20 protein-coding genes are annotated in these 22,491 nt (G+C 71.1%); 15 read left to right on the top strand and 5 right to left on the bottom strand.

What is annotated here, in order from left to right:
• Positions 1–11: 11 nt before the first annotated feature.
• The 3 genes from MKL09_RS04255 to MKL09_RS04245 all read right to left on the bottom strand — a co-directional run bounded on the left by MKL09_RS04255 (position 12) and on the right by MKL09_RS04245 (position 3,297).
• Positions 12–530: a hypothetical protein gene (locus tag MKL09_RS04255; RefSeq protein WP_244018252.1), complete on the bottom strand. Its 519-nt coding sequence runs from the start codon at positions 528–530 to the stop codon at positions 12–14.
• Between the two features lie 103 nt (positions 531–633).
• A complete protein-coding gene (locus tag MKL09_RS04250) occupies positions 634–1,728 on the bottom strand; it encodes a CobW family GTP-binding protein (protein ID WP_244018250.1) in 1,095 nt (364 codons plus the stop codon).
• Positions 1,729–1,791: 63 nt separating this feature from the next.
• Entirely contained in the window at positions 1,792–3,297 is a 1,506-nt protein-coding gene (locus MKL09_RS04245; RefSeq protein WP_244018248.1) for a D-alanyl-D-alanine carboxypeptidase family protein, read from the bottom strand.
• Positions 3,298–3,553: 256 nt separating this feature from the next.
• Here MKL09_RS04245 and queE point away from each other — a divergent pair, with 256 nt between their 5' ends.
• From queE to MKL09_RS04220, 5 genes are all read left to right on the top strand, one after another.
• Positions 3,554–4,186, top strand: coding sequence for a 7-carboxy-7-deazaguanine synthase (gene queE / locus MKL09_RS04240; RefSeq protein ID WP_244018246.1), 633 nt, complete (start codon positions 3,554–3,556; stop codon positions 4,184–4,186).
• A 259-nt stretch (positions 4,187–4,445) separates the two neighbouring features.
• Complete coding sequence (locus tag MKL09_RS04235) at positions 4,446–5,804, top strand: hypothetical protein (protein WP_244018244.1); 1,359 nt, start codon at positions 4,446–4,448, stop codon at positions 5,802–5,804.
• The gene (locus tag MKL09_RS04230; RefSeq protein ID WP_244018242.1) at positions 5,801–7,330 is read left to right on the top strand and encodes a hypothetical protein; all 1,530 of its coding nucleotides are present in this window, start codon (positions 5,801–5,803) and stop codon (positions 7,328–7,330) included. The genes MKL09_RS04235 and MKL09_RS04230 overlap by 4 nt, the downstream gene beginning before the upstream one ends.
• Positions 7,327–7,812, top strand: coding sequence for a hypothetical protein (locus MKL09_RS04225; RefSeq protein ID WP_244018240.1), 486 nt, complete (start codon positions 7,327–7,329; stop codon positions 7,810–7,812). The genes MKL09_RS04230 and MKL09_RS04225 overlap by 4 nt, the downstream gene beginning before the upstream one ends.
• Before the next feature lie 4 nt (positions 7,813–7,816).
• A complete protein-coding gene (locus MKL09_RS04220; protein WP_244018238.1) occupies positions 7,817–11,386 on the top strand; it encodes a tubulin-like doman-containing protein in 3,570 nt (1,189 codons plus the stop codon).
• A gap of 157 nt (positions 11,387–11,543) precedes the next feature.
• Here MKL09_RS04220 and MKL09_RS04215 read toward each other — a convergent pair whose 3' ends face one another.
• Complete coding sequence (locus MKL09_RS04215; RefSeq protein ID WP_244018237.1) at positions 11,544–12,449, bottom strand: DUF6925 family protein; 906 nt, start codon at positions 12,447–12,449, stop codon at positions 11,544–11,546.
• A 212-nt stretch (positions 12,450–12,661) separates the two neighbouring features.
• On the opposite strand from MKL09_RS04215, the gene rfbC reads away from it, so the two are divergent.
• The 6 genes from rfbC to MKL09_RS04185 all read left to right on the top strand — a co-directional run bounded on the left by rfbC (position 12,662) and on the right by MKL09_RS04185 (position 17,189).
• The gene (gene rfbC / locus MKL09_RS04210) at positions 12,662–13,213 is read left to right on the top strand and encodes a dTDP-4-dehydrorhamnose 3,5-epimerase (RefSeq protein ID WP_244018262.1); all 552 of its coding nucleotides are present in this window, start codon (positions 12,662–12,664) and stop codon (positions 13,211–13,213) included.
• A 121-nt stretch (positions 13,214–13,334) separates the two neighbouring features.
• Positions 13,335–14,384: a dTDP-glucose 4,6-dehydratase gene (gene rfbB / locus MKL09_RS04205; RefSeq protein WP_244018235.1), complete on the top strand. Its 1,050-nt coding sequence runs from the start codon at positions 13,335–13,337 to the stop codon at positions 14,382–14,384.
• Positions 14,384–15,289 carry a dTDP-4-dehydrorhamnose reductase gene (gene rfbD, locus MKL09_RS04200; protein WP_244018233.1) on the top strand — a complete coding sequence of 302 codons (906 nt, stop codon included), beginning with the start codon at positions 14,384–14,386 and terminating at the stop codon, positions 15,287–15,289. The genes rfbB and rfbD overlap by 1 nt, the downstream gene beginning before the upstream one ends.
• Positions 15,286–16,176 (top strand): glucose-1-phosphate thymidylyltransferase RfbA, encoded by an 891-nt coding sequence (gene rfbA, locus MKL09_RS04195; RefSeq protein ID WP_244018231.1) that lies wholly within the window; start codon positions 15,286–15,288, stop codon positions 16,174–16,176. Before rfbD ends, rfbA begins: the two co-directional genes overlap by 4 nt.
• A gap of 367 nt (positions 16,177–16,543) precedes the next feature.
• The gene (locus tag MKL09_RS04190; RefSeq protein ID WP_244018229.1) at positions 16,544–16,795 is read left to right on the top strand and encodes a hypothetical protein; all 252 of its coding nucleotides are present in this window, start codon (positions 16,544–16,546) and stop codon (positions 16,793–16,795) included.
• A 220-nt stretch (positions 16,796–17,015) separates the two neighbouring features.
• On the top strand, positions 17,016–17,189 hold the full coding sequence (locus tag MKL09_RS04185; RefSeq protein ID WP_244018227.1) for a hypothetical protein: 174 nt from the start codon (positions 17,016–17,018) through the stop codon (positions 17,187–17,189).
• Positions 17,190–17,491: 302 nt separating this feature from the next.
• Here MKL09_RS04185 and MKL09_RS04180 read toward each other — a convergent pair whose 3' ends face one another.
• A complete protein-coding gene (locus MKL09_RS04180; protein WP_244018225.1) occupies positions 17,492–17,758 on the bottom strand; it encodes a hypothetical protein in 267 nt (88 codons plus the stop codon).
• Positions 17,759–17,918: 160 nt separating this feature from the next.
• Between MKL09_RS04180 and MKL09_RS04175 the strand changes: the two genes are divergently transcribed.
• The 4 genes from MKL09_RS04175 (at position 17,919) to MKL09_RS04160 (ending at position 22,486) form a co-directional block, all read left to right on the top strand.
• Positions 17,919–19,016, top strand: a complete 1,098-nt coding sequence (locus MKL09_RS04175) for an OpgC family protein (RefSeq protein ID WP_244018223.1) — start codon at positions 17,919–17,921, stop codon at positions 19,014–19,016.
• On the top strand, positions 18,977–19,837 hold the full coding sequence (locus MKL09_RS04170; RefSeq protein WP_244018222.1) for an SGNH/GDSL hydrolase family protein: 861 nt from the start codon (positions 18,977–18,979) through the stop codon (positions 19,835–19,837). The genes MKL09_RS04175 and MKL09_RS04170 overlap by 40 nt, the downstream gene beginning before the upstream one ends.
• Positions 19,838–19,994: 157 nt before the next feature.
• Positions 19,995–21,350, top strand: coding sequence for a lipopolysaccharide biosynthesis protein (locus MKL09_RS04165; RefSeq protein WP_244018220.1), 1,356 nt, complete (start codon positions 19,995–19,997; stop codon positions 21,348–21,350).
• On the top strand, positions 21,347–22,486 hold the full coding sequence (locus MKL09_RS04160) for a GNAT family N-acetyltransferase (protein ID WP_244018218.1): 1,140 nt from the start codon (positions 21,347–21,349) through the stop codon (positions 22,484–22,486). The genes MKL09_RS04165 and MKL09_RS04160 overlap by 4 nt, the downstream gene beginning before the upstream one ends.
• Positions 22,487–22,491: the final 5 nt, after the last annotated feature.

The following is a 22,491-nucleotide window of genomic DNA, read 5'->3' as shown; positions in this document are numbered from 1 at the left end:
GACGGCCCGGCTCAGCCCCGCGCCCGGCGCCAGGCCACCGGGCCGGCGCCGAGGTTGAGCAGGCCGACCGCGATCGCATCGACCCGGCGCAGGAGCGCCAGCCGCAGGGCGCCGCTGCGGGCGGAGAGGCGGCCGGCCATCCCGACCCGAACCGGCTCGGAGGGTGCGGCGATGACGGGCGCACGGTCATCGAAGACCGGGACGGACACGGCCGGCGGCGCCCAGCCCTCGGGCCGCACGCCGAGAAACATGTCCGCCGGGATCGCCCGCGTCCGACGGGGGCGATCGACTGCCCGGGCGGGGGCAGCCACCGCGCCGACGCTCCGGACCGGGCGGCCCAGGGCCGCGAGGCGGGAGCGGATCGCCCGGTCGATCGCCTCGGCGGCATCGAGCGGCGCGGCGGTTCCGGTGCCGGCCTGCACGTCCCGGCTCCAGGCCAGGGTGAGCGCGGGGTGGGGTCGGTCCGGCGCGGGCAGGCGGATCGCCGTCACGGTGAGGCCGCCCTGTATCACGGTGAAGCGTCGCGCCATCGCCTGTCCCGATCCCTCGACCAACCGTCCCATTCCGGGACGCGGGGGCGCCCCGGAGGCGCCGTTCGGGTCGATGGCTTCAAGGACGGTGCCGCCCGGCCGCTCAGCCCCCCGGGATCGCCAGCGGGTTGTGGGTGAGGGCCGCCGCGTCGGGCGCGTCCACCCGCGGGCGGCCCAGGAAGGCGTCCCAGAGGCGCTGGACGAAGGCCGGATCGAGGTCGCGCAGGATCAGCACGAGCCGCGAGGTGTGGTCGGGATCGGGCCAGGCCGGCAGGGTCAGGGGGGCGTGGAACACGTGCTGGACCCCGTGCACCACGATCGGGTGCTCTGGGTCGTCGGCCAGCGCCACGATGCCCTTGAGCCGGAGCAGCTTCGGGCCATGGCCGGAGCGCAGCAGGTCCATGAACATCTCGAAGGCCGGGCGCGGCACCGGCGCGGCGCTGGTCAGACACACGGCCTGGATCGCCGCATCGTGGCGGTTCACGTCGCCGCGGTGGTGGTGCTCCTGCGCCAGGGCCTCGTCGCCGAGCCAGGCGCGCACGTCGGCGCCCTTGCCGTCGAGGCCGAACAGGCCGCCGAGCAAATCTTCCGCGGGGGCGTCCGGAGGCAGGATCGGCGCTGCCGGGTTGAGGGCGGCGAGGCGCGCGCGGATCGCGGCAGTGTCGCCCGCCAGATCCGCCTTGGTCAGGACGATCCGGTCGGCCACCGCGGCCTGGCGCACGGCCTCCGGGTGGGCGTCCAGCGAGGCGGCGCCGGTGAGTGCATCCACCACCGTCACCACGGCCTGCAGGCGGTACCGGAGCACGAGATAGGGGTGGTAGATCAGCGCGTGCAGGATCGGCGCCGGGTCGGCGAGCCCGGTGGTCTCGATCACCACCCGGCGGAACGGCTTGATCCGGCCGTTGTCGCGCTTGCGCAGCAGGTCCTCGAGGGTGGCGATCAGGTCGCCCCGCACCGTGCAGCACAGGCAGCCGGCACCGAGCAGGACCATGTCCTCGTCAATGGTCTCGATCAACAGATGGTCGAGGCCGATCTCGCCGAACTCGTTGACGATCACCACCGTGTCGGCGAGCGCCGGATCGCGCAGCAGCCGGTTCAGCAGCGTGGTCTTGCCGGCTCCCAGGAAGCCGGTGAGCACGGTGAGCGGGATCGGCTCCGGGCGGCGCGGATCCGGGGCGGGCGAGGCGGTCAGGGACATGACCGTCGAGATGGGGTTTTTTACCGCCCGGGGCAACGCGCCGGAGCGCGCTGCCGGAGGCCGCTACTCGTCGGCCGCCGCCTTCTTGGCTTGCGCCTTCTTCACCTCGGCCTTCCGGGCTTCCGGCTTGGCCGGCGCCTTGTGGGCAGCCGGCTTGGCGGCGGGCTTCGACAGACCCTTGCCGGGCTTGGCTTCCGGCATGCCCGGCGTCTCCACGGAGGTGTAGGCGCTGGCGCTGTGCGGCAGGCCGTGGGCCGGCTTCGCGGCGACCTTCGAAGCCGGCTTGGCCGCAGCCTTCGCGGCGTTGGCGGCCTTGGCCTGCTCCAGACGGGCCTCGCGGGCCTGCTTGGCGGCCTGCAACGCCGCTTCGCGCTTGGCCTTGGCGGCTTCGAGCTTGGCGGCCCGCGTGTTGGCGGCCGCACTCTTCTGGGCGTTTTCCTGGGCCTCCAGGATCTGCTGGCCCTCGGCCGGGTTGCGACCGATCCAGACCGCGATCGGCTGGAGCGGTGCCCGGGGCGGCAGCGTGCGGGCGCGCAGAGCCGGGCTGGAGAAAGCAGCCATGGCGAGCGCCGGGGAATTCGCCGCCGCGCCGCCGATCAGTTGCGCCGCCGAGCCGGGGGCGCTGACCGCGCCGGCGCCGTCGTCGATCGGCGGGGGCTTCTTGCCGCCGCAGACGTAGGGGCGGATGTCCGGCGGCGCGCCGAGGGACGAGGCCGGCAGGGCGTCGAGGGTCGGGCTGGTCCAGCCGGCGCTCTGGGTGAAGGCGTAGTCGAACAGGTCGGCGGCCTTCACGTCGCGCTCGCGCGGGCTCGGCTGGCCCATCACGATGGTGATGACCCGGCGGCCGTTGCGCGAGGCGGTGGCGACGACGTTGAAGCCGCCCGAGCAGATGAAGCCGGTCTTCATGCCGTCGGCGCCGGGATAGCGCCCGAGCAGGCCGTTGTGGTTGGCCATGACGGCGCGGCCGAACTGGATCGCCGAGATCGAGAACAGGTCGTGGGAATCCGGGAAGTCGCGGATCAGCGCCCGGGCCAGCACCGCCATGTCGCGGGCCGAGGTCCACTGGCGCGGGTCGGGCAGGCCGTTGGGGTTGGTCCAGCGGCTGTCGCGCATGCCGATCCGCTGCGCGGTCTCGTTCATCAGGTCGGCGAAGTTCTCGATCGAGCCGCCGAGGCTCTCGCCGATCGCGTAGGCGATGTCGTTGGCCGACTTGACCATGATGATCTTGAGGGCGTTGTCGAGGGTCAGCTGCGTGCCCGGCCTGAAGCCCATCTTGGAGGGCGGCTCGGAGGCTGCCGCCGCCGAGATCGTGATCATCGAATCCAGCGAGACCTTGCCCTGCCGCACCAGATCCAGGGCGACGTAGGTGGTCATCAGCTTGGTGATCGAGGCCGGATACCAGGGATCGGTCGGGGCCTGGGAATAGATCACCTTGCCGGAATCGACATCGACCACGAGGATCGGCGACGTCACGGCATTGGCGGCCTGGATCCCGATCAGGCCCGTGCCGAGAAGACCCGTCAACGCCGCGAATCCGACGGTCACGCGCCGGAGGAGAGAAGAGGACATTCGAGCCCGACTCGTCAGAGGATCGCCACGGTCGGCGCCGCGAGGCACCGGTCTTCCGGCCGGCCGGCCGGGATTCGCGCAGCCCGGACCGCCGGGGGCGGTCGTCGTGCTGCATCACGGCATCAACGTCGCTACCGTGGCAAGAGCAAGGCGGGACACAACCGCGGGTCTGCGCGGCACTCTCGTCGGTAGTCCACAGGCCGCGCGCCGCTTATGTGCGGGCGGGCGGTCAGGCGAAGAGGTTTCGGGAACAGCGGTGGCTTACGCGGTCAAGGAGATCTTCCACACCCTTCAGGGGGAGGGCGCCCAGGCGGGACGCGCGGCGGTGTTCTGCCGATTCGCAGGCTGCAACCTCTGGTCCGGGCGCGAGGCGGATCGCGCCGCGGCGGCGTGCCGGTTCTGCGACACCGATTTCGTCGGCCTGGACGGGGAGGGCGGCGGCCGCTTCGCGGATGCCGCTGCCCTGGCGGACGCCATCGCCCGGACCTGGGCCGGCGGGCCGGAGTGCCGCTACGTGGTCTTCACCGGCGGCGAGCCGCTGCTCCAGCTCGACACGCCCCTGATCGAAGCGGTGCACGGGCATGGGTTCGAAATCGCCATCGAGACCAACGGCACGCTGCCGGCGCCTCCGGGGATCGACTGGATCTGCGTCAGCCCCAAGGGCGCCAATCCCCTGGCGCAGACGAGCGGCCACGAATTGAAGCTGGTCTATCCCCAGGCCGATGCCGACCCGGCGGATTTCGTCGGCCTCGCCTTCCGGCACCGCTTCCTCCAGCCGATGGACGGCCCGGAGCAGGGCGCCAGCACCCAGGCCGCCATCGCCTATTGCCGCCAGGACGCCCGCTGGCGCCTGTCGCTGCAGACGCACAAGATGATCGGCATTCCGTGAGGGGTGGCAGACGCGCTTCTCCCTCCCCCGCAGAGGCTACGATATTCACACATCGGCTTGCGAAAGCCGCCACGCGCCCCCTCTCCCGTGTGGGAGAGGGGACCCGCGCCACATTCGGGGATGTGTGAATCCGATAGCCCGCAGGGGGGGGAGGGAGCGCGCGCGTCAACGGTTGGGCCATCCCGTCGCCCACACCCTTCCCATCCCGCCAAAAATCGGGAACGATCCCCGTCGCCTTCCCGCCCCTGGACCGGTGCCCTTGAGTCTGGACGATCCATCGCCGCTCGCCCGCGCCGCCCCGGAGGGTTTTTGGCCGATCGATCCGGACTTGCGCGTGACGAGCCTGCCCGGGCGCCAGCACTGGCGGTTCGCAGGGGGGCGGCCCATCGCGGCCGAGGTTGGGGGAATTGTAATCCCCGCTGACGATGCCCGGATCGCCCATCTGGGCATCCGGCGAGACCAGCACGGCCGGGCGTTCCCGGCTGCCTTCGCGTGCTCGCCCCAGACCGGCACGCCCTTGGGGCCGCCGGTCCCCGCGCCGACCCCGGACATCCTCGATATCGATCTGGACAGCGTCGCCGAGGTGCCGCTGCCGAGCGGCGTGCCCGCGCTGGTGCGGGCCGGGCACCCGGCCGCGCTCTACCTGTTCCTGCAGAACCTCGGCGCGTTCGAGGGCTGGGACGGCCACAGGTTCGTCGGGCTCGGGCGGCTGCCGCCCGATCCGGTGGGCGCCGGCCTGACGGCGGGCCGCCGGGGCCTTGCCTACGCCACCGCCGAGACGCTGGTCAGCGTGATCCTGCCCCAGCTCGGGCCCCGCCTCGTCCATGCCGAGGCCAAGGCGCCGGGTCTGCGCTTCCTGTCGGCCCCGTGCTGGCGTCGCGGCGACCTCCTCGTCCTGGGCGAGCGGGACGGGCGTCTCGTGTTCTGCCGGAAAGACGCCGAGTCGAACGCCTTCGACCTGCGCGATCTCGGCCGCACCGCCCCCGATGCGGATTTCGCCGGACCCTGGACCAACCGCCTGGGCGACTGCTTTTGGACGAGCCCGGACGGGTTCGTCGCCTGCCGGACCCTCGGCGACGAGACCAGAGTCACCCCCTGGCCCGCGGGCTTCGCGCCGATCATCGCCCAGGCTCCGTGGCGCGACCGCGCCGACCTGCACCATCAGCTCGGCATGACGGAGGGCCGCTACCACGTCGCCGCGCTGACTGCGGATCCGGCCCTGAACCGTCTCGACGGGCCGCATCTCGCGGCCGGGCCCGGCACCTATTCCGGCGCGGAGCGGTTCGACGTGCCGTGGCAGGCGGCCGAGGAGGTGCTCAACCTCGGCGCCCATGCCGGCAACCTGCTGCTGCCCCTTCTGGCGCTGGCCCGCGACACGATCCTGCTCGCCCTCGACATTCCCGGCCCGCGCGGCGGTTTTTTGCGCGGCGCGGGCCTGCCGGCGCCGGTGACCGGCCACGTCCTCCACCACGCCCACGGGGCCGGCCTGCGCCGCCTGCCGGTGGGTCTCGCGGTCTCGCGGATCGGCGATGCGCGGGCGCTGCTGCACGACGGGGTGCTCTACCTGTGGAGCCGGTCGGAATGCCGCTGCCACGCCCTGCGGCTGCGTGCGGCATGAGCGCCGTCCTGAGGTCCGTGCTGGCCCTCGTTCTCCTGCTCGGCGGCCACGCCTGGGCCGAGGCGCCGGTGCGGCAGGTGTTTCTGGTGCAGGATTCCGGCTGGATGGAGCCGTTCCTAACCGCGGAGGGCTCGCAGTTCCGGCCGCTGGTGGAGGCCCTGGCGGCGGCGGCCCGGGTTCCGGGGGGCGACATCGCCGTGGCGACCTTCGACCAGGACGGGCAGGTCCCTGGCCGACCCTCGCCGCGCATCCTGTACGAGGGTGCGTATGAGGCCGCGCGGGTCCGGGCGGCGATCGCTTCGATCGACCTGCCGCGCAAGGCCGGTAGCGCCGCCTATGCGGACGCCGATTTCAACGGTGCGCTGCTCGGCGCGATCCGCACCGGCCTGCGCGGCCGGGACGGGGTGATCTGGATGGTCACCAACAACAAGAACAGCCCAGGCAACAGCGCCGAGGTCGAGCGTAACACCGCCGCGTTCTACGCCGCCCTGCGCGAGTCCGAGGCGATCAGCCGGATCGTCGCCTACCCGGTACGGATGCCCCTCAAAGGTCGCAACTTCTCCGAGGGCGGCTTCGTCGTCTACGGCATCGGCTACGGCGCGGCCGGCGGCCGGGCCCTCGAATCCGCCGTGACCGCGCCCGGCCTCAAGGCCCTGTTCAGCCATCCACCGGTGAGCCTGAAGCCGGTGCTCGCTGGCGGCTTGACCCTGCGCTTCGACCGGCTCGATACCGGCGGCTTGCAGGCCGGCCTGGAGAACGGCGTCCTGGTGGTGAGCGGGGCGGACGCGTCCGCCGGCACCGCCCTCCGGCTTACCGCGCATCTGCACAACGGCCTTTATCCGCAGCGGGTCGCCGCGGCCCGTCTGGCCTTGAGCTGGAGCGAGGTCGGCACCGTGGCCGGATTGGTGCAGGCGGCGGTCTCGCCCGCGGAGATCCCCGACCTGGCGCCCCAGGCCGAGAGCGGCCCGCTCGCCGTGGTGCTGACCCTGCCGCCGATCCCGCGTCCCGCCGGCCTCGCCGGGCTGCTCTCCGACGGGCGCACCGTGGATGGAACCCTCACCCTGCGGCTGGCGGACTTGCGCCTGGCGCTGGATCCGGCCTTCCTGGACCGGGTGCGGCCGATCTTCGGCAGCGGGTTGTTGTCCGGGGACCAGATGGGCGGGGCGGTTGAGGATGCGCGTGCGGTGGAGGGCCGGCTGCCCGGCCTGTTCCGCGACTATCGCGGCGTCTCGGAAGCTTCGGTGAGCCTGCCGGTGCGGATCGAGGCGGCGTTCTCGCCCTGGCCGCTGATCGCCGCCGCCTCCGGTGCCCTGGCGCTCGCCGGCGCGGCCGGGCTCGGGGCCCTCGCGCTCGCCCGGGCGCGGGTGCAGACCGTGATGCTCGGCGCCGTCCCGAAGCGGGTGAGCCTGCGGCCCTACCGCCCCCAGACCCTGCGCGCCCCCGACGGCAGCCGCTGGCAGGTGCGGGCGGGGCTGTGGGGGCCGGCCCGCACCACCCGCCTTCAGGAGCCCGGACCCGGCGCATGATTTTCTTGTCGATCGATCGCGTCGGGCCTCTTGGGATCGTCCGCGTCCAGGCCCGGACCGGGCAGGATTTCACCATCCCGGCCCCGCAGAACCCGGCTCCGCAGGCCGATCCGCTCCAGACCGCGCCGCCTTCCGGGACCAGCACCGGGGCGAATCCGTTCAGCACCCTCGAACGGGGGCCGACCACCACGGAACTCGCGCTCGGCGCCGCCGCCCTGGTGGTTCTGGCGGTGCTGTTCCTGTTCGTCCGCCAGGGGGTGCGCGCCCACCTGATCAACCGCCGCGCCACGCTCGACGCCGCCGACGGCGCCAGCTGGATGCTGTTCTCGGCGCTGATGCTCACAGCCGCGATCCTGGTCAGCGCCACGGTCGGGCGGCTGTGGCAGGCTTGGGCCGGGCTCGCCGCCGGCTTCGCCCTCTGCCTCGTGCTGTTCGGCGCCGCCCTGGTGCTGTTCCTGCGCGCACCCGACCGGAGGCGCTGAGACCATGGCTGACGCCCGGCCCGCCTCCGAGACCGAGACACTCCTGAAAGTCCGCCCGACCGTGTTCGTGGCGCTCGGCGGCACCGGCATGGAGGTGCTGCTGCGCCTGCGCCGCCGCATCCTCCAGGCCGACTGGAACGGGACGCGAATCAGCGCCCTCGACCAGTTCCCGGCCGCGTCCTTCCTGTATTTCGACACCGACACCCTGGAGGCCCGCGAGGCCGGCCGGGCGGCGGCCACCGACGCGCTCTCGGCCAAGGTCGCGTTCCGCGAGGGAGAGACCCTGCAGAAGGCGGTCAACCTCGCCCGCTACCAGGCCGAGCGGCGCAGCTACCCGCATATCGATTCCTGGCTCCCCGCCCGGGACCTCTCGCGCATCGACGCCTCGAAGGGCGCCGGGCAGATCCGGGCCATCGCGCGGCTGCTGTTCTTCGACGAGGTTCGCAACTTCCAGGACCGGCTCACCGCCAAGGCCGGCTCGGTGCTGGCCAACGTCTCGAACGAGGCGCAGCTGCGCGCGCTCGGCCTCGACACCTCCACGGACCTGCGCGTCGTCGTGGTGGCGTCGGTGGCCGGCGGCACCGGCTCGGGGGCGGTGATCGATGCCGGCTACGCGATCGCGTCGCTGGAGACGCCCAAGCGCCCCGACGCGGTCGACCTCTTCCTAGTCCTGCCCTCGGGCTATGTCGGAGCCAACAAGGACCGGGTCTTCGCCAACGGCGTCGCGACCCTGTCCGAGCTGGAATACGCCATGCGCGGCAATCCGGAGCCGCCCTATGTCGAGAGCTGGGGCGACCACGCCCGGGTCGCCCGCGGGGTCGAGCGGCCGTTCAGCGACGTCTACCTGTTCGACACCCAGAACCTCGCCGACCAGCGCACCGGCGCGATCGGCGACCTCTACGACATGATGGCCGACGTGCTGTTCGAGGATTTCGGCAATTCCGAATTCTCCGGCCGCAAGCGCTCGACGGGGGTCAACCTGACCCAGCACAAGATGCGCAAATGGGCGCCGCCGAGCCCGGACCGCGCCGGCCGGGCCGCCCTGTTCTCCCTCAACTACTCGGCGCTCGGCCAGGCCGTGCTCGCCACCCGCGGCAGCCTCGAATTCGAGGAGCACGCCGCCCGGGCCGGTCTCGGCATGGTCGAGGCGTTCTTCGGCGTCGCCCGCGGGCAAGGGGAACGTCTGGCGGAGCGCCACATCCCCACGGTCGAGGAGCGCGACCGCTTCGCCGCCGACCGCCTCGCCCTGCGCTTTTCCGCCTTCGAGGCCTTCCCGAAGGTGCTCCGCCCGGCGCCCCCCGGCATCCCCGAATACGACCTCGTCGGCACCCTGCTGCAGCGGGCGGACGGCTCATCGATCCAGGAATCGGTGGCGCTCGGCGTCGAGGAGGCGGTGGACGCGATCAAGGCCGAGATCGCCAGCCCCCGGGACTGGGCCCCGAACCTGCGCAAGGAGGCCGAGCGCCTGCGCGACGACATCCTCGGCCGCACCGGCTCGGGCGCGGCCTACGGCCCCCGCGGCGCCGAGGTGCTGGACGTGCGCGCCAAGCTCGAGGCGGCGTGGCTCTCCGACAAGGACGGGGCGCTGCCGGCCGCCCTCTACCGCCTGCTCGACGACCAGGAGCGCGGCGGCCTCGACTATGCCCGCGCGCTGATCGAGGGGGTGAAGGACCTAATCGAGGCCGATAGCGGCGGGGCGCTCGCTCGCCTCACCGCCGCCGCCGACACCTATGCGCGGCTCGCCGACGAGATGCTGGCCGAGCATTTTTCCGCCTCGCTCAGCCGGCTCGACCAAGTCCGCCCCGGCCTGATCTTCTCCCATCGCCGCGACGCCGAGCGTTACCTGGAGCAGGCCCGGGAGGATCTGCGCGGCTCCTGCGTCCTGCGCATCCGGTCGGTGGCCGCCCGCGAGGCGGCCGAGCTGCTGCGCCGGGTCTCGGCCAGGCTCGGCTCGCGGACCGGGCGCGACCCCGAGACCGGGGCCGCCCGCTACGACGGCCTGCTCGGCGCCCTGAACCAGGGCCACGAGGATGTCGGCCGGCTGATGCGCGAGCTGCGCCTCGACATCGCCGAGATCCGCAACGCCATCGAGCGCCCGTCGGGCGGCACCTTCCTGGTCCTGCCCTCGGGCGACCTGCCCGAAAAAATCGCCGTCGCGCCGGCCGAGCAGCTGGCCTGGGCGCGCGAGGCGTTCCGGGCCTATGGCGGGTCGCGCGCGATCTTCGCCCTGCTGCGCGAGGAGGAGACCCGCGCCGACCTGCTCAACGCCGTGCGCGACATGGCCCGGCGCCGGCTCGGGCCGCACCGCGCTCGCATCCCCTCGGCGCTGGATGCGCTCCGCGAATTGCCCCCCGCCCGGCAGCGCGAGACCCTGGAGCTGATGCTGCTGCGCTGCATGCCGTGGATCTACGCGCGGTTCGACGCCTTCAGCCCGGGCGGCGACCAGTTCAAGACGATCCTGGCGGTGGAGGGCTCGCGCGCCTTCCAGGCCGAGTTCGGCCCGATCCTGCGGGCGAGCCTGCCGCCGGTGCTCGGCGCCGGCGAGATCGGCTTCCTGGAATCGAGCCAGCGCGGCCGCATCGTCTGCTACTGCGAGCTGTCCGGCGTGCCGCTCGACGTGCTCGGCCCCCTGCGGCGCGACTGGCGCAACGCCTACGCGCAGGAGCTCGACCGGCTCGACGCGATCCCGCTCCACAACCACAAGGACTATCTGCGCTTCCCGGACCCGGTCGCCCCCTCGGCCGAGGAATCGGACGCCCTGCGCGAGACCCTGTCGCTGTTCCTGCGCGCGGTCTGCCTCGGCCTGCTCCAGCGCGCCCCCGAGACCGGCCTGTGGCGCTTCGCCTTCGAGCCGGGTGACTGGCGCAGCGTCGGCTCGGAGCGGACCCTGCGGCGCAAGCTGTTCGACCGGATCCAGCGCGCGGCGATCGCGGCCCAGCTCGCCGAGGCCGAAGCGGCCCTGTCGCCGGTCCAGAACCTAGCGATGGCGGCCCTGTTCGCCTGGACCGCCAAGCGCGCCTACGCGCCCCGGCGCGAGACGGTGAATTTCGACGCCGAGGCGAGGGTCGGCGGCATCGGCCACGCCGTGGCCGACGCGCTGAGCCGCCGCTGGCGCCAAGGCGCCGTCGAGGCCGGCGGCTTGCCGGGGGATCCCGACCGTCTGTTCGACGCGTTGCTCGCGCACATCGAGGCCTGGACCAAGCCGATTCCGGGCAGCCTCACCGACGTGCCCGCCGAGGAAGCCAACCGCGACCCGTCCGACCCGCCGGCCCTGCGGGCCGTGGACAAGCGCGTGATCGAGCCGTCAGCTTTCACGACCGAGGTCCTGTTCCGCCTCGCCAACCCAGCCGCGCCCGTCCCGCCGCCGCCGCCGCCGCCGGCCATTCAGTTCTACGTCTACCGGGACACGGTCGAAGGCCCGTTTTCCCTCGCCGAACTCGTGGTCCAGGCCCGCGCGGGCGCCCTGAGCGCGGCCACCCAGATCCACCCGCAAGGCGGAGCCTGGATCGCCGCCGGCGACCACCCGGCGCTGGCCCCACTGCTGGCGCCGCCCCCTCCGCCGCCGGTTCGCTGAAAGCATTTTGGGTTGACGGAGGTTGGTCGGTCGAAGGGTTCACACCAGCCACCACCGTCATTGCGAGCGCAGCGAAGCAACCCAGGGACGCGCCACATCTTGGGATCGCGCGCTGCCCTAGGTTGCTTCGCTGCGCTCGCAATGACGGTAGAGGTGATCAGTCACGCATCGCCAAAACCTGCGCTCGGGCCGCCCGGATCGCCGATCTGGCGAAGCGTCCATCGGCTAGGGCCGGATCAGGCTCGCCGCCGGCCAGCACCGTGCGCCGGAGCGCGGTCAGCACCGGATCGCCCCAGGCGTCGAGGAGATACCCGAAGGCGGCGTGGCGGGCGGCGTCGAAGCCGGCCCGGCGGCCCGCCGCGTCCTTGGCGGGATGCGCCGGATGAAGCGCCGCGCAGGGCACCAGTCCGGCGGGGACGGGCGCGGTCGCCGCGTGCGTCCGACCGAGCCGCAGGAGCTTTGGCAGGATGTGGGTATGCGGCCCGGGGGCGCTCGCGCCGCCTTCGCGCGGGATTGGTGTGTACACTTCGATCCGGCCGAACCGGGCCAGGAACACCCGGTGGGGGCTCGCCGCGACGAGCATGGGGCCGACCGGATTGCCGGGGGCGAAGATCGGCCGGCCGGCGGCGGCCCGCAGATCATTGATCAGGCCGGGATCGGCCACCCGGACGCAGGCATCGACCGCCCGGAGCCCGAGGCCGAGATCGAACAGGATCGCCCCGCGATCCAGCGCTCGCGCGGCCGTCGCATCCGGCCCGAGTTCGGTCAGCACGTCGCGCCGGCCCATGGCGCAGGCCGTCTCCGGCAGGCACAATGCAACCGCCTGGCTCCAGCCGCCGGTAAAACCGGTCTCGTAGGCGAAGGGCACGAGGTCCGCCGTCGCAGCGAGCGCAACCGCGCCGCGCGCCGTCGCCAGCCCGATCCGCCCGTCATCGCGGACCGCCACCGGCTCAGCCGGATCCCGGGAGAAGGCAGCCACCGCCCCGTAGGCGCCGAGGCTCCAGGCGCAGGCCGGGTCGGCCAAGAGGTCGCGCAGCAGGGACTCGACCGGTCCACCCGTCATCGGCGCCCCATAACTCAAGACCAATCCTTGCGAAAACCGCCCGGGCGAACATCCCCGCAGGCAGCACGCCTTGACACGGCCGGCGAATGACCGGAAGTCGCGGGTCGATCATCGAGGTTGTTCTCGGCGCGGCGGGCGCGATGCCCTGGACGACCGGGGCGGAGATGTCTGCGGGGCTGGCCGCCGACATCCGCGGGGAGGGACGCGCTGGCATGGACGTGATCGACACCGAAATTCCGGACGTGAAGCGCATCAAGCTGAAGCGCTTCGGCGACAGCCGCGGCTGGTTCTCCGAGACGTTTCGGGCCGACGTGATGGCCAAGGCCGGGATCACCACGCCGTTCGTGCAGGACAACCAGTCGTTCTCGGCCCCGCAGGGCACGATCCGCGGCTTGCATTTCCAGATCGCCCCGCAGGCCCAGGCCAAGCTGATTCGGGTGCTCCAGGGCGCGATCCTCGACGTCGCGGTCGATATCCGCAGCGCCTCGCCGACCTTCGGCCAGTACGTCGCCGTGACGCTCGATGCCGAGAACGGCGAGCAGCTCTACATCCCGCACGGCTTCGCCCACGGCTTCTGCACCCTGACCCCGGACGTCATGGTCGCCTACAAGGTCGACGCCTATTACAGCCCGGAGCACGACCGAGCTTTGGCCTGGGACGATCCCGAGATCGGGATCCCGTGGCCGGTATCCGGCGCGGCCGCGATCCTGTCCGACAAGGACCGTCGCGCCCCCCGGCTCGCCGCGCTCGGCCAGGTCTTCTGAACGGTGTTCTGAACCGATGTTTTCGGCCGCCAAGCGGCCGGGCCGTATTTTCGTCACGCCGGGCGGTCTTTAGCTCCCGGCCGCTCATTTCCAGACGCGATCGATCCGAAGGGGACCCGCCATGCGCATTCTCGTGACCGGAGGCTGCGGCTTCATCGGCTCGGCGTTGGTGCTGCACCTCGTCAACGATCTCGGCCACGAGGTCTGCACCCTCGACGCGATGACCTACGCGGCCAACCCGATTTCTTTGGCGTCCCTGGCCGACAACCCACGCCACCGGTTGGTCGAAGCGGATATCTGCGACCGCGCCGCCGTGCAGGCCGCCATCGCCGGTTTCAAGCCGCAGGCGGTGATGCATCTGGCCGCCGAGAGCCATGTCGACCGCTCGATCACCGATCCGGGCGCGTTCGTGCGCACCAATGTGATCGGCACCCAGACCATGCTGGACGGCGCCCGGGGCTACTACGAAGCCCTGCCGGAGGCGGACAAAGAAACCTTCCGGTTCCTGCACGTCTCCACCGACGAGGTCTACGGCTCGCTGCCCCCGGGGGCGTTCTTCACCGAGGACAGCCGCTACGATCCGCGCTCGCCCTACTCGGCCTCGAAGGCCGCCTCCGATCACCTGGCGCGGGCCTGGCACGAGACCTACGGGCTGCCGGTGCTGGTGACCAACTGCTCGAACAATTATGGGCCGCGGCACTTCCCGGAAAAGCTGATCCCACTGATGATCCTCAACGCCCTCGAGGGCAAGAAGCTGCCGGTCTACGGCGACGGCCTGAACGAGCGCGACTGGATCCATGTCGAGGACCACGCCAAGGGCCTGGTCGCGGTGCTGGAGCGCGGCCGCATCGGCAACACCTACCTGCTCGGCGGCCGCGCCGTGCGCAACAACCTCGCGGTGGTAAAGGCGCTGTGCGCGGCCTTCGACCGGTTGCGGCCGGAGCACGGCCCCCACGAGAAGCTGATCAGCTTCGTCACCGACCGGCCGGGCCATGACCGGCGCTACGCCATCGACTGCACCAAGGCCGAGACCGAGCTCGGCTGGCGGCCGCAGAAGACCTTCGAGCAGGCGCTCGAAGAGACCGTGGCCTGGTACCTCAACAACGAGAGCTGGTGGCGCCCGATCCGCGAGGGCCGCTACACGGGCGAGCGCCTCGGGCTGACAAGCTGATGGACATCCTGGTCCTCGGCGGCGGCGGACAGGTCGGCACCGAGCTGCAGGCCCTGGCTTGGCCCGCCGGCGTGGCGGTGCACGCGCCGAGCCGGGCAGAACTCGACATCACCGATCCGGGCGCCGTCGCCCGGACCCTGGACGCGCGCGCTTACCGGGCGGTGATCAACACCGCCGCCTACACCGCCGTCGACAAGGCCGAGTCCGACGTGGTCGAGGCCTGGCGCCTCAACGCCCTCGCCACGGCGATCCTGGCGGCCGCCACGGCCCAAAAAAAAATCCCGCTCGTGCACGTCTCGACCGACTACGTCTTCGCCGGCACGAAGCCCGAGGGGGCCTACGCGCCGGACGAGCCGATCGACCCGCAGAGCGTCTACGGCGCCAGCAAGGCCGCGGGCGAACTCGCCGTGCGCAGTGCCAACCCGCGCCACGCGATCGTGCGCACCGCCTGGGTGGTGAGCCCGCACCGGGGCAACTTCGTCAAGACGATGCTGCGGCTGGCCGGCGAGCGCGACGCCCTGACGGTGGTCGACGACCAGCACGGCTGCCCAACCTCCGCCGCTGACCTCGCCGCCGCGCTGGCGACCATCGCCCGGCGGCTTGCCGAGGATCCGGCTGCGCCCACCGGGACGTTCCATTGCGTCAATGCCGGCGCCACAACCTGGCACGGCTTCGCCGAGGCGATCGTGGCGGGGTCTGCCCGGCGCGGCGGCCGGTCGATCCCGGTGAACGGCATCCCGACCTCCGCCTATCCGACACCGGCCCGGCGGCCAGCCAATTCGCGCCTGTCCACCGACAGCCTGACCGCGGCCTACGGCCTCGCGCCCCGGCCCTGGCAGGCGGCGCTCGACGACATCCTGGACCGGCTCGTGGGGCCGGTTCGAGAGGGAGCTTCCAAGCCATGAAGGGCATCGTTCTGGCCGGCGGATCCGGCACGCGCCTGCATCCGGCGACGCTGTCGATCAACAAGCAGCTGCTGCCGGTCTACGACAAGCCGATGATCTACTACCCGATCTCGGTGCTGATGCTCGCCGGCATCCGCGAGATCCTGATCATTTCCTCGCCGGAGCATCTCGACAACTACAAGCGCCTGTTCGGCACCGGCGAGCAGTTCGGCCTGCAATTCACCTACGCGGTGCAGCCGCGGCCGGAGGGCCTCGCCCAGGCCTTCGTGATCGGGCGCGATTTCGTCGGCACCGACGATGTCGCGCTGATCCTGGGCGACAACCTGTTCTTCGGCGCCGGCATGCGCGAGCTGCTGAACCAGGCGCGCGCCCGCAAGGACGGCGCGACGGTGTTCGCCTACCATGTCGACAACCCGCAGGCCTACGGCGTGGTCAATCTCGACAAGACCGGGCGGCCGACCAAGATCGTCGAGAAGCCGCAGAACCCGGAATCGACCTGGGCGGTGACCGGCCTGTACTTCTACGACAACCAAGTGCTCGACATCGCCGCCGCCGTGAAGCCCTCGGCCCGGGGCGAGCTGGAGATCACCAGCGTCAACGAGGCCTATCTCGAGCGCGGCCAGCTCTACGTGGAGCGGATGTCGCGCGGCTATGCCTGGCTCGACACCGGGACCCATGATAGCCTGCTGGAGGCGAGCGAGTTCGTACGCACCCTGCAGAACCGCCAGGGTCTCCAGGTGGCCTGCCTGGAGGAGATCGCCTTCCTGCAGAACTTCATCACCCGCGACCAGCTGATCGCCCGCGGCGAGATGTTTGCCAAGACCAATTACGGCCAGAACCTGCTCCGCCTCGCCCGCGAGAGCGAGGACGAACTCGCGTTGCGGTGATCCTGGCCAGCCTCATTGAGCCGAGTTGATAGCTGATGCCCGAAACGCGCTTTATCCCCTCCCACCTCGGGTGAGGGAGAGGCGCGTGCGACCGGTTGGGTCGAGGGTAAGCGGCGACCAGATTGCAGGCCGCTTTTTTTCGGCGCTATGACTCAGCAATGATGATTCACGGCGCGAAACAGCTGGGGAGCCGCCCGAAAGCCAGCATGACGGAAGCGATTGTCCGCATGCCGGGCGCTTTCGCGCAAATGCAGGCAAGGGATGAGTCCTTTACGTCCCTCCGAGATGCTTTTCCGCACTCCTTGAAAAGCTGGCTTGCGAGTCATCGAGACCGGTGCCACCGCGAGGTTTCCGAGGGGGCACATTGATGGTTTCGCAAGAAGCGGAAATTGCTGCACTGAAAATTCTTGTGACCCACATCCTGGCAAATTTGGCCATGAAAGAAGGTAGCCGAAAGGCTGCACAGGACTATATCGGAAACACAAACAAACACATTCAAAATGTACTTAGCTCGACACGCGATCTGAGCCCGCCCGACAGGCATAAATTCATCGACGATGTTCAGAGTGTCGTGAGCCAGGTCATGTCGGGATACGATTTCAGCAGCCTGCCCGAATGAGCGCGAAGCAAGAAGCCGAAAAGCTCACCGCAACGTGGCTGAATAATATCAGCATTGCGGTCGCGGTCGCTGGCGTCATAGCTCCGGCGGCGCGGGCGCGCGAACTCTTGGTGCAGCATGAGGCCGGTGCCATATATGTAGCGTCCATTCTGCTGTGGTTTGCCGCCGCATGCGGGGTCCATCTTTTCGGACGGGGCTGGCTCCTTGCGAGGTACGAGGCATGACCGGCGTCGATATCTTCGTCTTGTTCGTGCTGCCGGCCTTGATATTGGCTGGCTCGCTCGGCGGTCTCTGGATCCTCAATCGGCGCACAACAGCGAAGACCGATCCCAAGAAGGTGACCGAGACCTACGACGTCGCGAAAATTCTACGCGTCCCGGCGGCGGGTGAATAGACAGACCGCCATGATGGAATACGGTGAGCCAAGTGGGTCGGCGGCCAATTGCAGATGAGGCCGCCCGCCGGCGATGCCGGTCAGGTCAAGGCGTATGTCATCACCGTTCCAGTCGGGAATGACACATACGAGATCGTCGTGAGCCAAGGTCCGGGCGTCTGATCTCGGAGCGCCTCGCGAAACGGAGGTTCAGCGAAAGCTTCCCTCTGCACGGGACGGCGCAGAGGGAGTTTTTGAAAGGCCTCTATCATCCAGTGAGATGGGAATATTCTAGCCGTCGAGGCAGGGCGACGACCTCCCCGCTACTTCGGGCTGCAGCCGATGCAAATGCCCTGGGAGATCTTGTCGTCCTGGATCTGCTCGCGGGTGCGGTTGCGGCGATCGTTCGGGGTGGCCTCGCCGGCGCCGGAGACCGGCGGCATGGTGCGCCCCACGGGCGAGGTGTGCGGCGCCGTGACCGTCGAGGTCGGTCCTCCGCCGGTTCCGGTCTGGGACTGCGCCGCAGCGGCCGTCGCGGCCAGCATCGGCAGCAGGGCCGAGAGGCCGAGGATCGTGATCGTGCGGGTCATCTGTCCGGATCTCCTTGTCCGGAGCTAACGCGAGCGTGACCGCCCGGTTCGCGCGTCCGCGCGAACTCTCCCTTTGTTCGCCTTTGCAGACCGGGCCCGGCGCCGTATCAGGAGCCGCTCAACCCCGATCCAGTGTCGAACCCCCGGAGCCGCCGCGACGATGCGGGACCCCAACGCGATCGACTTCTGGCGCGGCTTCGCCCTCGTGACGATTTTCATCAACCACGTCCCGGGCAACACCTTCGAGCGCTACACCTTCTCGCAATACGGCATCTCGGATGCCGCCGAGCTGTTCGTGTTTTTGGCAGGCTGGTCGATCGGCATCGCCACGCGCGGGCGAGACGGGACGCCGGAGCCTGCGGGCAAGAGCGTAGTCCGGCTGCTCGCCCGCACCGTCGAGGTCTACCGGGCGCAGCTCACCGTGATGCTGCTGGCGCTGGCGCTCATCGCCGGCGCGGCGCTGCTGCTCGACAACCCGCTGATCCTCGAATGGCACAATGCCGGCGGCTTCTTCGCGGATCCGATCCAGTCGGTCTGCGGCATGGCGCTGATGACCTACCAGCTCGGGTTCTTCAACATCCTGCCGCTCTACGTGGTGCTGATCGGCATCGCGCCGATCTTCGTGCTGGTCGGCCGCCTCAGCCTGATCGCTGCGCTGGCGCTGTCGGGGGCCGTCTATCTCGCGAGCCTCGTCTTTGAGTGGAACCTGCCGTCCTGGCCCGGGGAGGGGGATTGGTTCTTCGATCCGTTCTGCTGGCAGGTGCTGCTGGTGCTGGGCTTCGTGCTCCAGGGCTGGAACCTGCGCTCCGACACCCTGCGCCGCTGGTCGCGCCGCCTGATTCCGGCCGGCATCGTCATCGTGATCCTGGGCATCGTACTCGCCGTGACGGGTCTCCGGCCGGATCCGCTGATGGTGCCCGAGCCGCGGCTTCTGTTCACGTTCGAGAAAACCTACCTGACACCGGCGCGGCTTCTTCATTTCCTGGGGGTATTGCTCGCCTTCGCGCCGCTCTACGCACTTCTGGCTCCCCGAATCGGAGGCGTCGGGCGTTATCTCAGTCAGCTGGGCCGGAATTCCCTGGCGGTCTTCTCCATGGGCTCGATCTTGAGCCTGATCGGGCAGCTCGTGCGTTTCCAGACCGGCGGCGGCGTGCTGGTCGATATGCTGGTCGCCGGAAGCGGCCTGGTCGGTCTGGGGTTCACCGCATGGTTCGTCGAATGGCGCACCCGCAACAAGTCGTCCCGGCCCCGGCCGTGAGGCGCGTCCGTGCCTCCGGGTTCCGCTGGGCGCTGGCCGCCCTGATCCTGGCCGGGCCGGCGGCAGCCGCGGAGCAGCCGGCGGATACGGGCGACCAACCAAGCCTGTCGCAGGAATGCCGGGTCCCCGGTGCGCAGCTCTACACCATGGCCAAGCTGAGCGCGGTCCGGTCCGCCCTGAGCGAGAACCGTCCGCTCAAGATCCTGGCGATCGGCGGCAGCGCCGCGCCCGGCGCCTCGGCCTCCTACCCGGCCAAGCTCGAAGCCGCCCTGGAACAGGCACTGCCCAAGACCGACGTCACAATCGACCATCGCGGCCTGCCGGGGGAGATCGCCTCGGGCGCATCGGAGCGCCTGCGCACCATGGTGGCGGAGGCCGAGCCCGACCTCGTCGTCTGGCAGGTCGGCACCCACGACGCCATCGCCCGGGTCGATGCCGACGCCTTCGCGAGCGCGCTGAGCGAGGCCGTGGCCTGGATCCGCTCCCACGGGATCGACGTGGTGCTGGTCGACCCGATCTACACCGCCAGCATGGCCGCCGACGTCGATTACAACCGGATCGTGGAGGCGGTCCGCACCGTGGCGGGCCAGCAGCAGGTGCCCCTGGTGCGCCGCTACGAGGCCCTGCGCTACCTGTCGAGCCGCAGCGACAAGGGCGAGGGGCACATGCTCGGCCGCCAGTTCCGGCTCAACGATCTCGGCCTGCGCTGCATGGCCGAGCACGTCGCGCTGACGATCGCGACCTCGCTGATGCGGACCGAGGCGGAGCCCGCCCCGAAGATCGCACCGGCCTTAACCGAGCCGCAACGCGCGCCGGGCTAGACCGGAAGACCCGAGACCGTCCTGCCGCGGTCATTGGAGTATCGTCCCGGATACAAGATCTCGGACGAGGCTCCAGCGGGTTTGACGGGCCATCATCTGTTTCCGAGTCGGCAGCCGCCGTTCGGGTTGATGCTCCGAGCCCGACGCGGAGCGCGTGGTGTCAGCGACAGCCCTCCCAGCCCTCGGCAAGCTCGCCGCCGCCGGCCGGCGCCTCCACGCCCTGCGGGAAGGCCCGGCGCGGGCCGCGCTCACGGTCTTCGCGATCCGGGTCGGTTCGGCCGGCTTCGCCTACGCGGCCCAAGTGCTCGCCGCCCGTCTGATGGGCTGGGACGCCTACGGGGTGTTCGCCTCCGTGTGGGTCTGGACCGCGATGTTGGGCCATACGCTGACGCTCGGCCTGTCGCAGGGCGCCTGCCGGTTCGTGCCGACCGACCAGGCCCGGGGCGATCTCGACCTCGCCCGCGGCTATATCCGGGCCGGCGCCCTGGTCACCGGCGGGGCGGCGCTCAGCGTCGCCGGCCTCGGTGCGGCGTTGCTGTGGCTGGAGCCCGGCCTGTTCGCGCCGGCCTATCGGGCGCCGATCGCCGTCGCGCTCTGCGTGATGCCGCTCTTCGCGCTCCAGGATTATCTCGAAGGCGTGGCGCGCAGCCAGAACTGGGTCGGACTCGCCATCGCGCCACCCTACCTGCTGCGCCAGAGCCTGATGATGGCCTGCATGGTCGGAGCCGTCCTGCTCGGGGCGCCGCCCCGGGCCGAGGTCGCGATGGCCTGCATGCTGGTCGCGGCCGCCATCGCCACCGTGCTGCAGGCCGGTCTGCTCACGACACGCCTGCGGGCGGATCTGCCGGCCGGGCCGCAGCGATACCAGTGGCGGACCTGGCTCGGCACCAGCCTGCCGATCGCCGGGATCGATCTCGCCAATGCCGGCTTCACCTTCGTCGACGTGATCGTGCTGGGCGCCCTGGTCAGCCCGGCCGAACTCGGTTTGTATTTCGCCGCCACCCGGATCCAGCAATTCGTGGTGTTCGTGCATTTCGCCGCCAGCGCGGCGACGCTCCAGCGCTACAGCGCCGCCCAGGCCCGCTCCGACCGCCCCCTGCTCGCCGACCTCGTGCGCCGCCAGGGCCGGCTGACCGCAGGCGCCACCGCGCTGGTCGGCCTCGGGATCGTCGCGCTCAGCCCCCTGCTGCTGGCGATGTTCGGCCCCGGGCTCGGCTCCAGCGTCCCGATCCTGGCCGTGCTGGTGGCCGGCAGCGTCGCGGCGAGCCTGTTCGGACCGGGTGAGGACCTCTTGACCATGCTGGGCGGCGAACGCCTCTGCGCCGGCATCACCGCTGTCATGCTGATCGTCGCGGGGGCCCTGTGCGGCTTGCTGATCCCGCCCTTCGGAACTCTGGGTGCCGCCGTCGCGGTGGCGGTGGCGACGATCGTGCGCGCCGGGCTGCTCGCCCGCGCCGCCGGCCACCTGCACGGGCTGCCGACCCCGATCTGGTCCGCGGGAGCGATCCGATGAGCGTTCTGGCTTACGCGCCGCCCGAAACGGCCGCCGGCCTGTCGGTCTCCGTCGGCCCCGCGCCGGATCCGGCGGCCTGGGATGCGTTGTTCGCTTCCGCCGCCGCCCCGCATCCGCATTACACGCACCACGTCATCGCGGCGCACCGGGAGGCCGGGCTGCTGCCCGATGGGCTGCGCTTCGTCACGGTACGCCGCGGCGGCGATTGCGTCGCGCTCCTCCCCTTCACGCTGCGCCGCGACCTCACCGGTCTCGGCGGTCGGGTGGCGCGGCCGTTCCTGTCGCCGCTGGTGACCGCCACCGCGCCGCTGGTGATCGATGGCCCTGAGCGCGAAGCGGTCGTGGACGCCCTGGTCGCCGGCCTGGAAGAGGGCGGCCGGGCGTGGCGCTGGCCGCTCCTGCCCACGCAAGACGGCGCCGTCCCGGACATGCTGGCGGCGATGCGGGCGCGCGGTTGGGCGGTCGGCACGGTGTCGGCGTTCGAGCGCCCGGTGATGGCGCGCCGGGCCGACCACGACGCGTTCCTGGCCGGACACCCGAACCGGTCCCGGTTCAAGGATCTACGCCGCCGGGCCCGCCGGCTGGCGGAGATCGGCACGGTCGCGTCGATCAGCGCCACGGGCGGCCCGGAACTGGCCGGGCTGGTGGCCGACTTCCTCGCCCTCGAGCGCAAAGGCTGGAAGGGGCAGGCCGGCACCGCCATGGCTTGCCGGCCGGACATGGACGCGCTCGCCCGCGCGCTGTTCGCCGAGGTGCCTGGTCCGGTCGGCATCCGGGCCGACGCCCTGACCCTCGATGGGCGGCCGATCGCGGTCAGCCTCGCCCTGGTCGGCGGCGGCACCGCGACGCTTCTGAAGACCGCCTACGACGAGGATCTGCGCAGCCACGCACCCGGCCTGCTGCTGGAAGCCGAGATCGTGCGCGCCTGCCACGAGACCGGTTTTGCGCGAAACCTCGATTCGGCGACGCTCGATGGCTCGGCCCTGGAGAGCCTCTATCGCGAGCGGACCTGTGTCGCCGAGATCATCGCCCTGCCGCCGGGGGATCGCAGCCTCTCCCTGGAGCGGCGCCTGCGGCTGGCCCGGTTCGAGCACGAGGCCCTCGCCGCAGCCAAACGGGCTTTGCGGCGGCGCTGAAACAA

Source organism: Methylobacterium sp. J-048 (assembly GCF_022829515.1).
In the GTDB taxonomy this organism is placed as follows: Bacteria; Pseudomonadota; Alphaproteobacteria; order Rhizobiales; family Beijerinckiaceae; genus Methylobacterium.
This window is presented reverse-complemented; position numbering and strand designations above follow the sequence as displayed.

Coding starts and splice junctions, on each gene's coding strand:
- MKL09_RS04255 (WP_244018252.1), bottom strand. CDS start 530: ATGGCGCGACGCTTCACCGTGATACAGGGCGGCCTCACCGTGACGGCG.
- MKL09_RS04250 (WP_244018250.1), bottom strand. CDS start 1,728: ATGTCCCTGACCGCCTCGCCCGCCCCGGATCCGCGCCGCCCGGAGCCG.
- MKL09_RS04245 (WP_244018248.1), bottom strand. CDS start 3,297: ATGTCCTCTTCTCTCCTCCGGCGCGTGACCGTCGGATTCGCGGCGTTG.
- MKL09_RS04230 (WP_244018242.1), top strand. CDS start 5,801: ATGAGCGCCGTCCTGAGGTCCGTGCTGGCCCTCGTTCTCCTGCTCGGC.
- MKL09_RS04225 (WP_244018240.1), top strand. CDS start 7,327: ATGATTTTCTTGTCGATCGATCGCGTCGGGCCTCTTGGGATCGTCCGC.
- MKL09_RS04220 (WP_244018238.1), top strand. CDS start 7,817: ATGGCTGACGCCCGGCCCGCCTCCGAGACCGAGACACTCCTGAAAGTC.
- MKL09_RS04215 (WP_244018237.1), bottom strand. CDS start 12,449: ATGACGGGTGGACCGGTCGAGTCCCTGCTGCGCGACCTCTTGGCCGAC.
- rfbC (WP_244018262.1), top strand. CDS start 12,662: ATGGACGTGATCGACACCGAAATTCCGGACGTGAAGCGCATCAAGCTG.
- rfbB (WP_244018235.1), top strand. CDS start 13,335: ATGCGCATTCTCGTGACCGGAGGCTGCGGCTTCATCGGCTCGGCGTTG.
- rfbD (WP_244018233.1), top strand. CDS start 14,384: ATGGACATCCTGGTCCTCGGCGGCGGCGGACAGGTCGGCACCGAGCTG.
- rfbA (WP_244018231.1), top strand. CDS start 15,286: ATGAAGGGCATCGTTCTGGCCGGCGGATCCGGCACGCGCCTGCATCCG.
- MKL09_RS04190 (WP_244018229.1), top strand. CDS start 16,544: ATGGTTTCGCAAGAAGCGGAAATTGCTGCACTGAAAATTCTTGTGACC.
- MKL09_RS04185 (WP_244018227.1), top strand. CDS start 17,016: ATGACCGGCGTCGATATCTTCGTCTTGTTCGTGCTGCCGGCCTTGATA.
- MKL09_RS04180 (WP_244018225.1), bottom strand. CDS start 17,758: ATGACCCGCACGATCACGATCCTCGGCCTCTCGGCCCTGCTGCCGATG.
- MKL09_RS04175 (WP_244018223.1), top strand. CDS start 17,919: ATGCGGGACCCCAACGCGATCGACTTCTGGCGCGGCTTCGCCCTCGTG.
- MKL09_RS04170 (WP_244018222.1), top strand. CDS start 18,977: ATGGCGCACCCGCAACAAGTCGTCCCGGCCCCGGCCGTGAGGCGCGTC.
- MKL09_RS04160 (WP_244018218.1), top strand. CDS start 21,347: ATGAGCGTTCTGGCTTACGCGCCGCCCGAAACGGCCGCCGGCCTGTCG.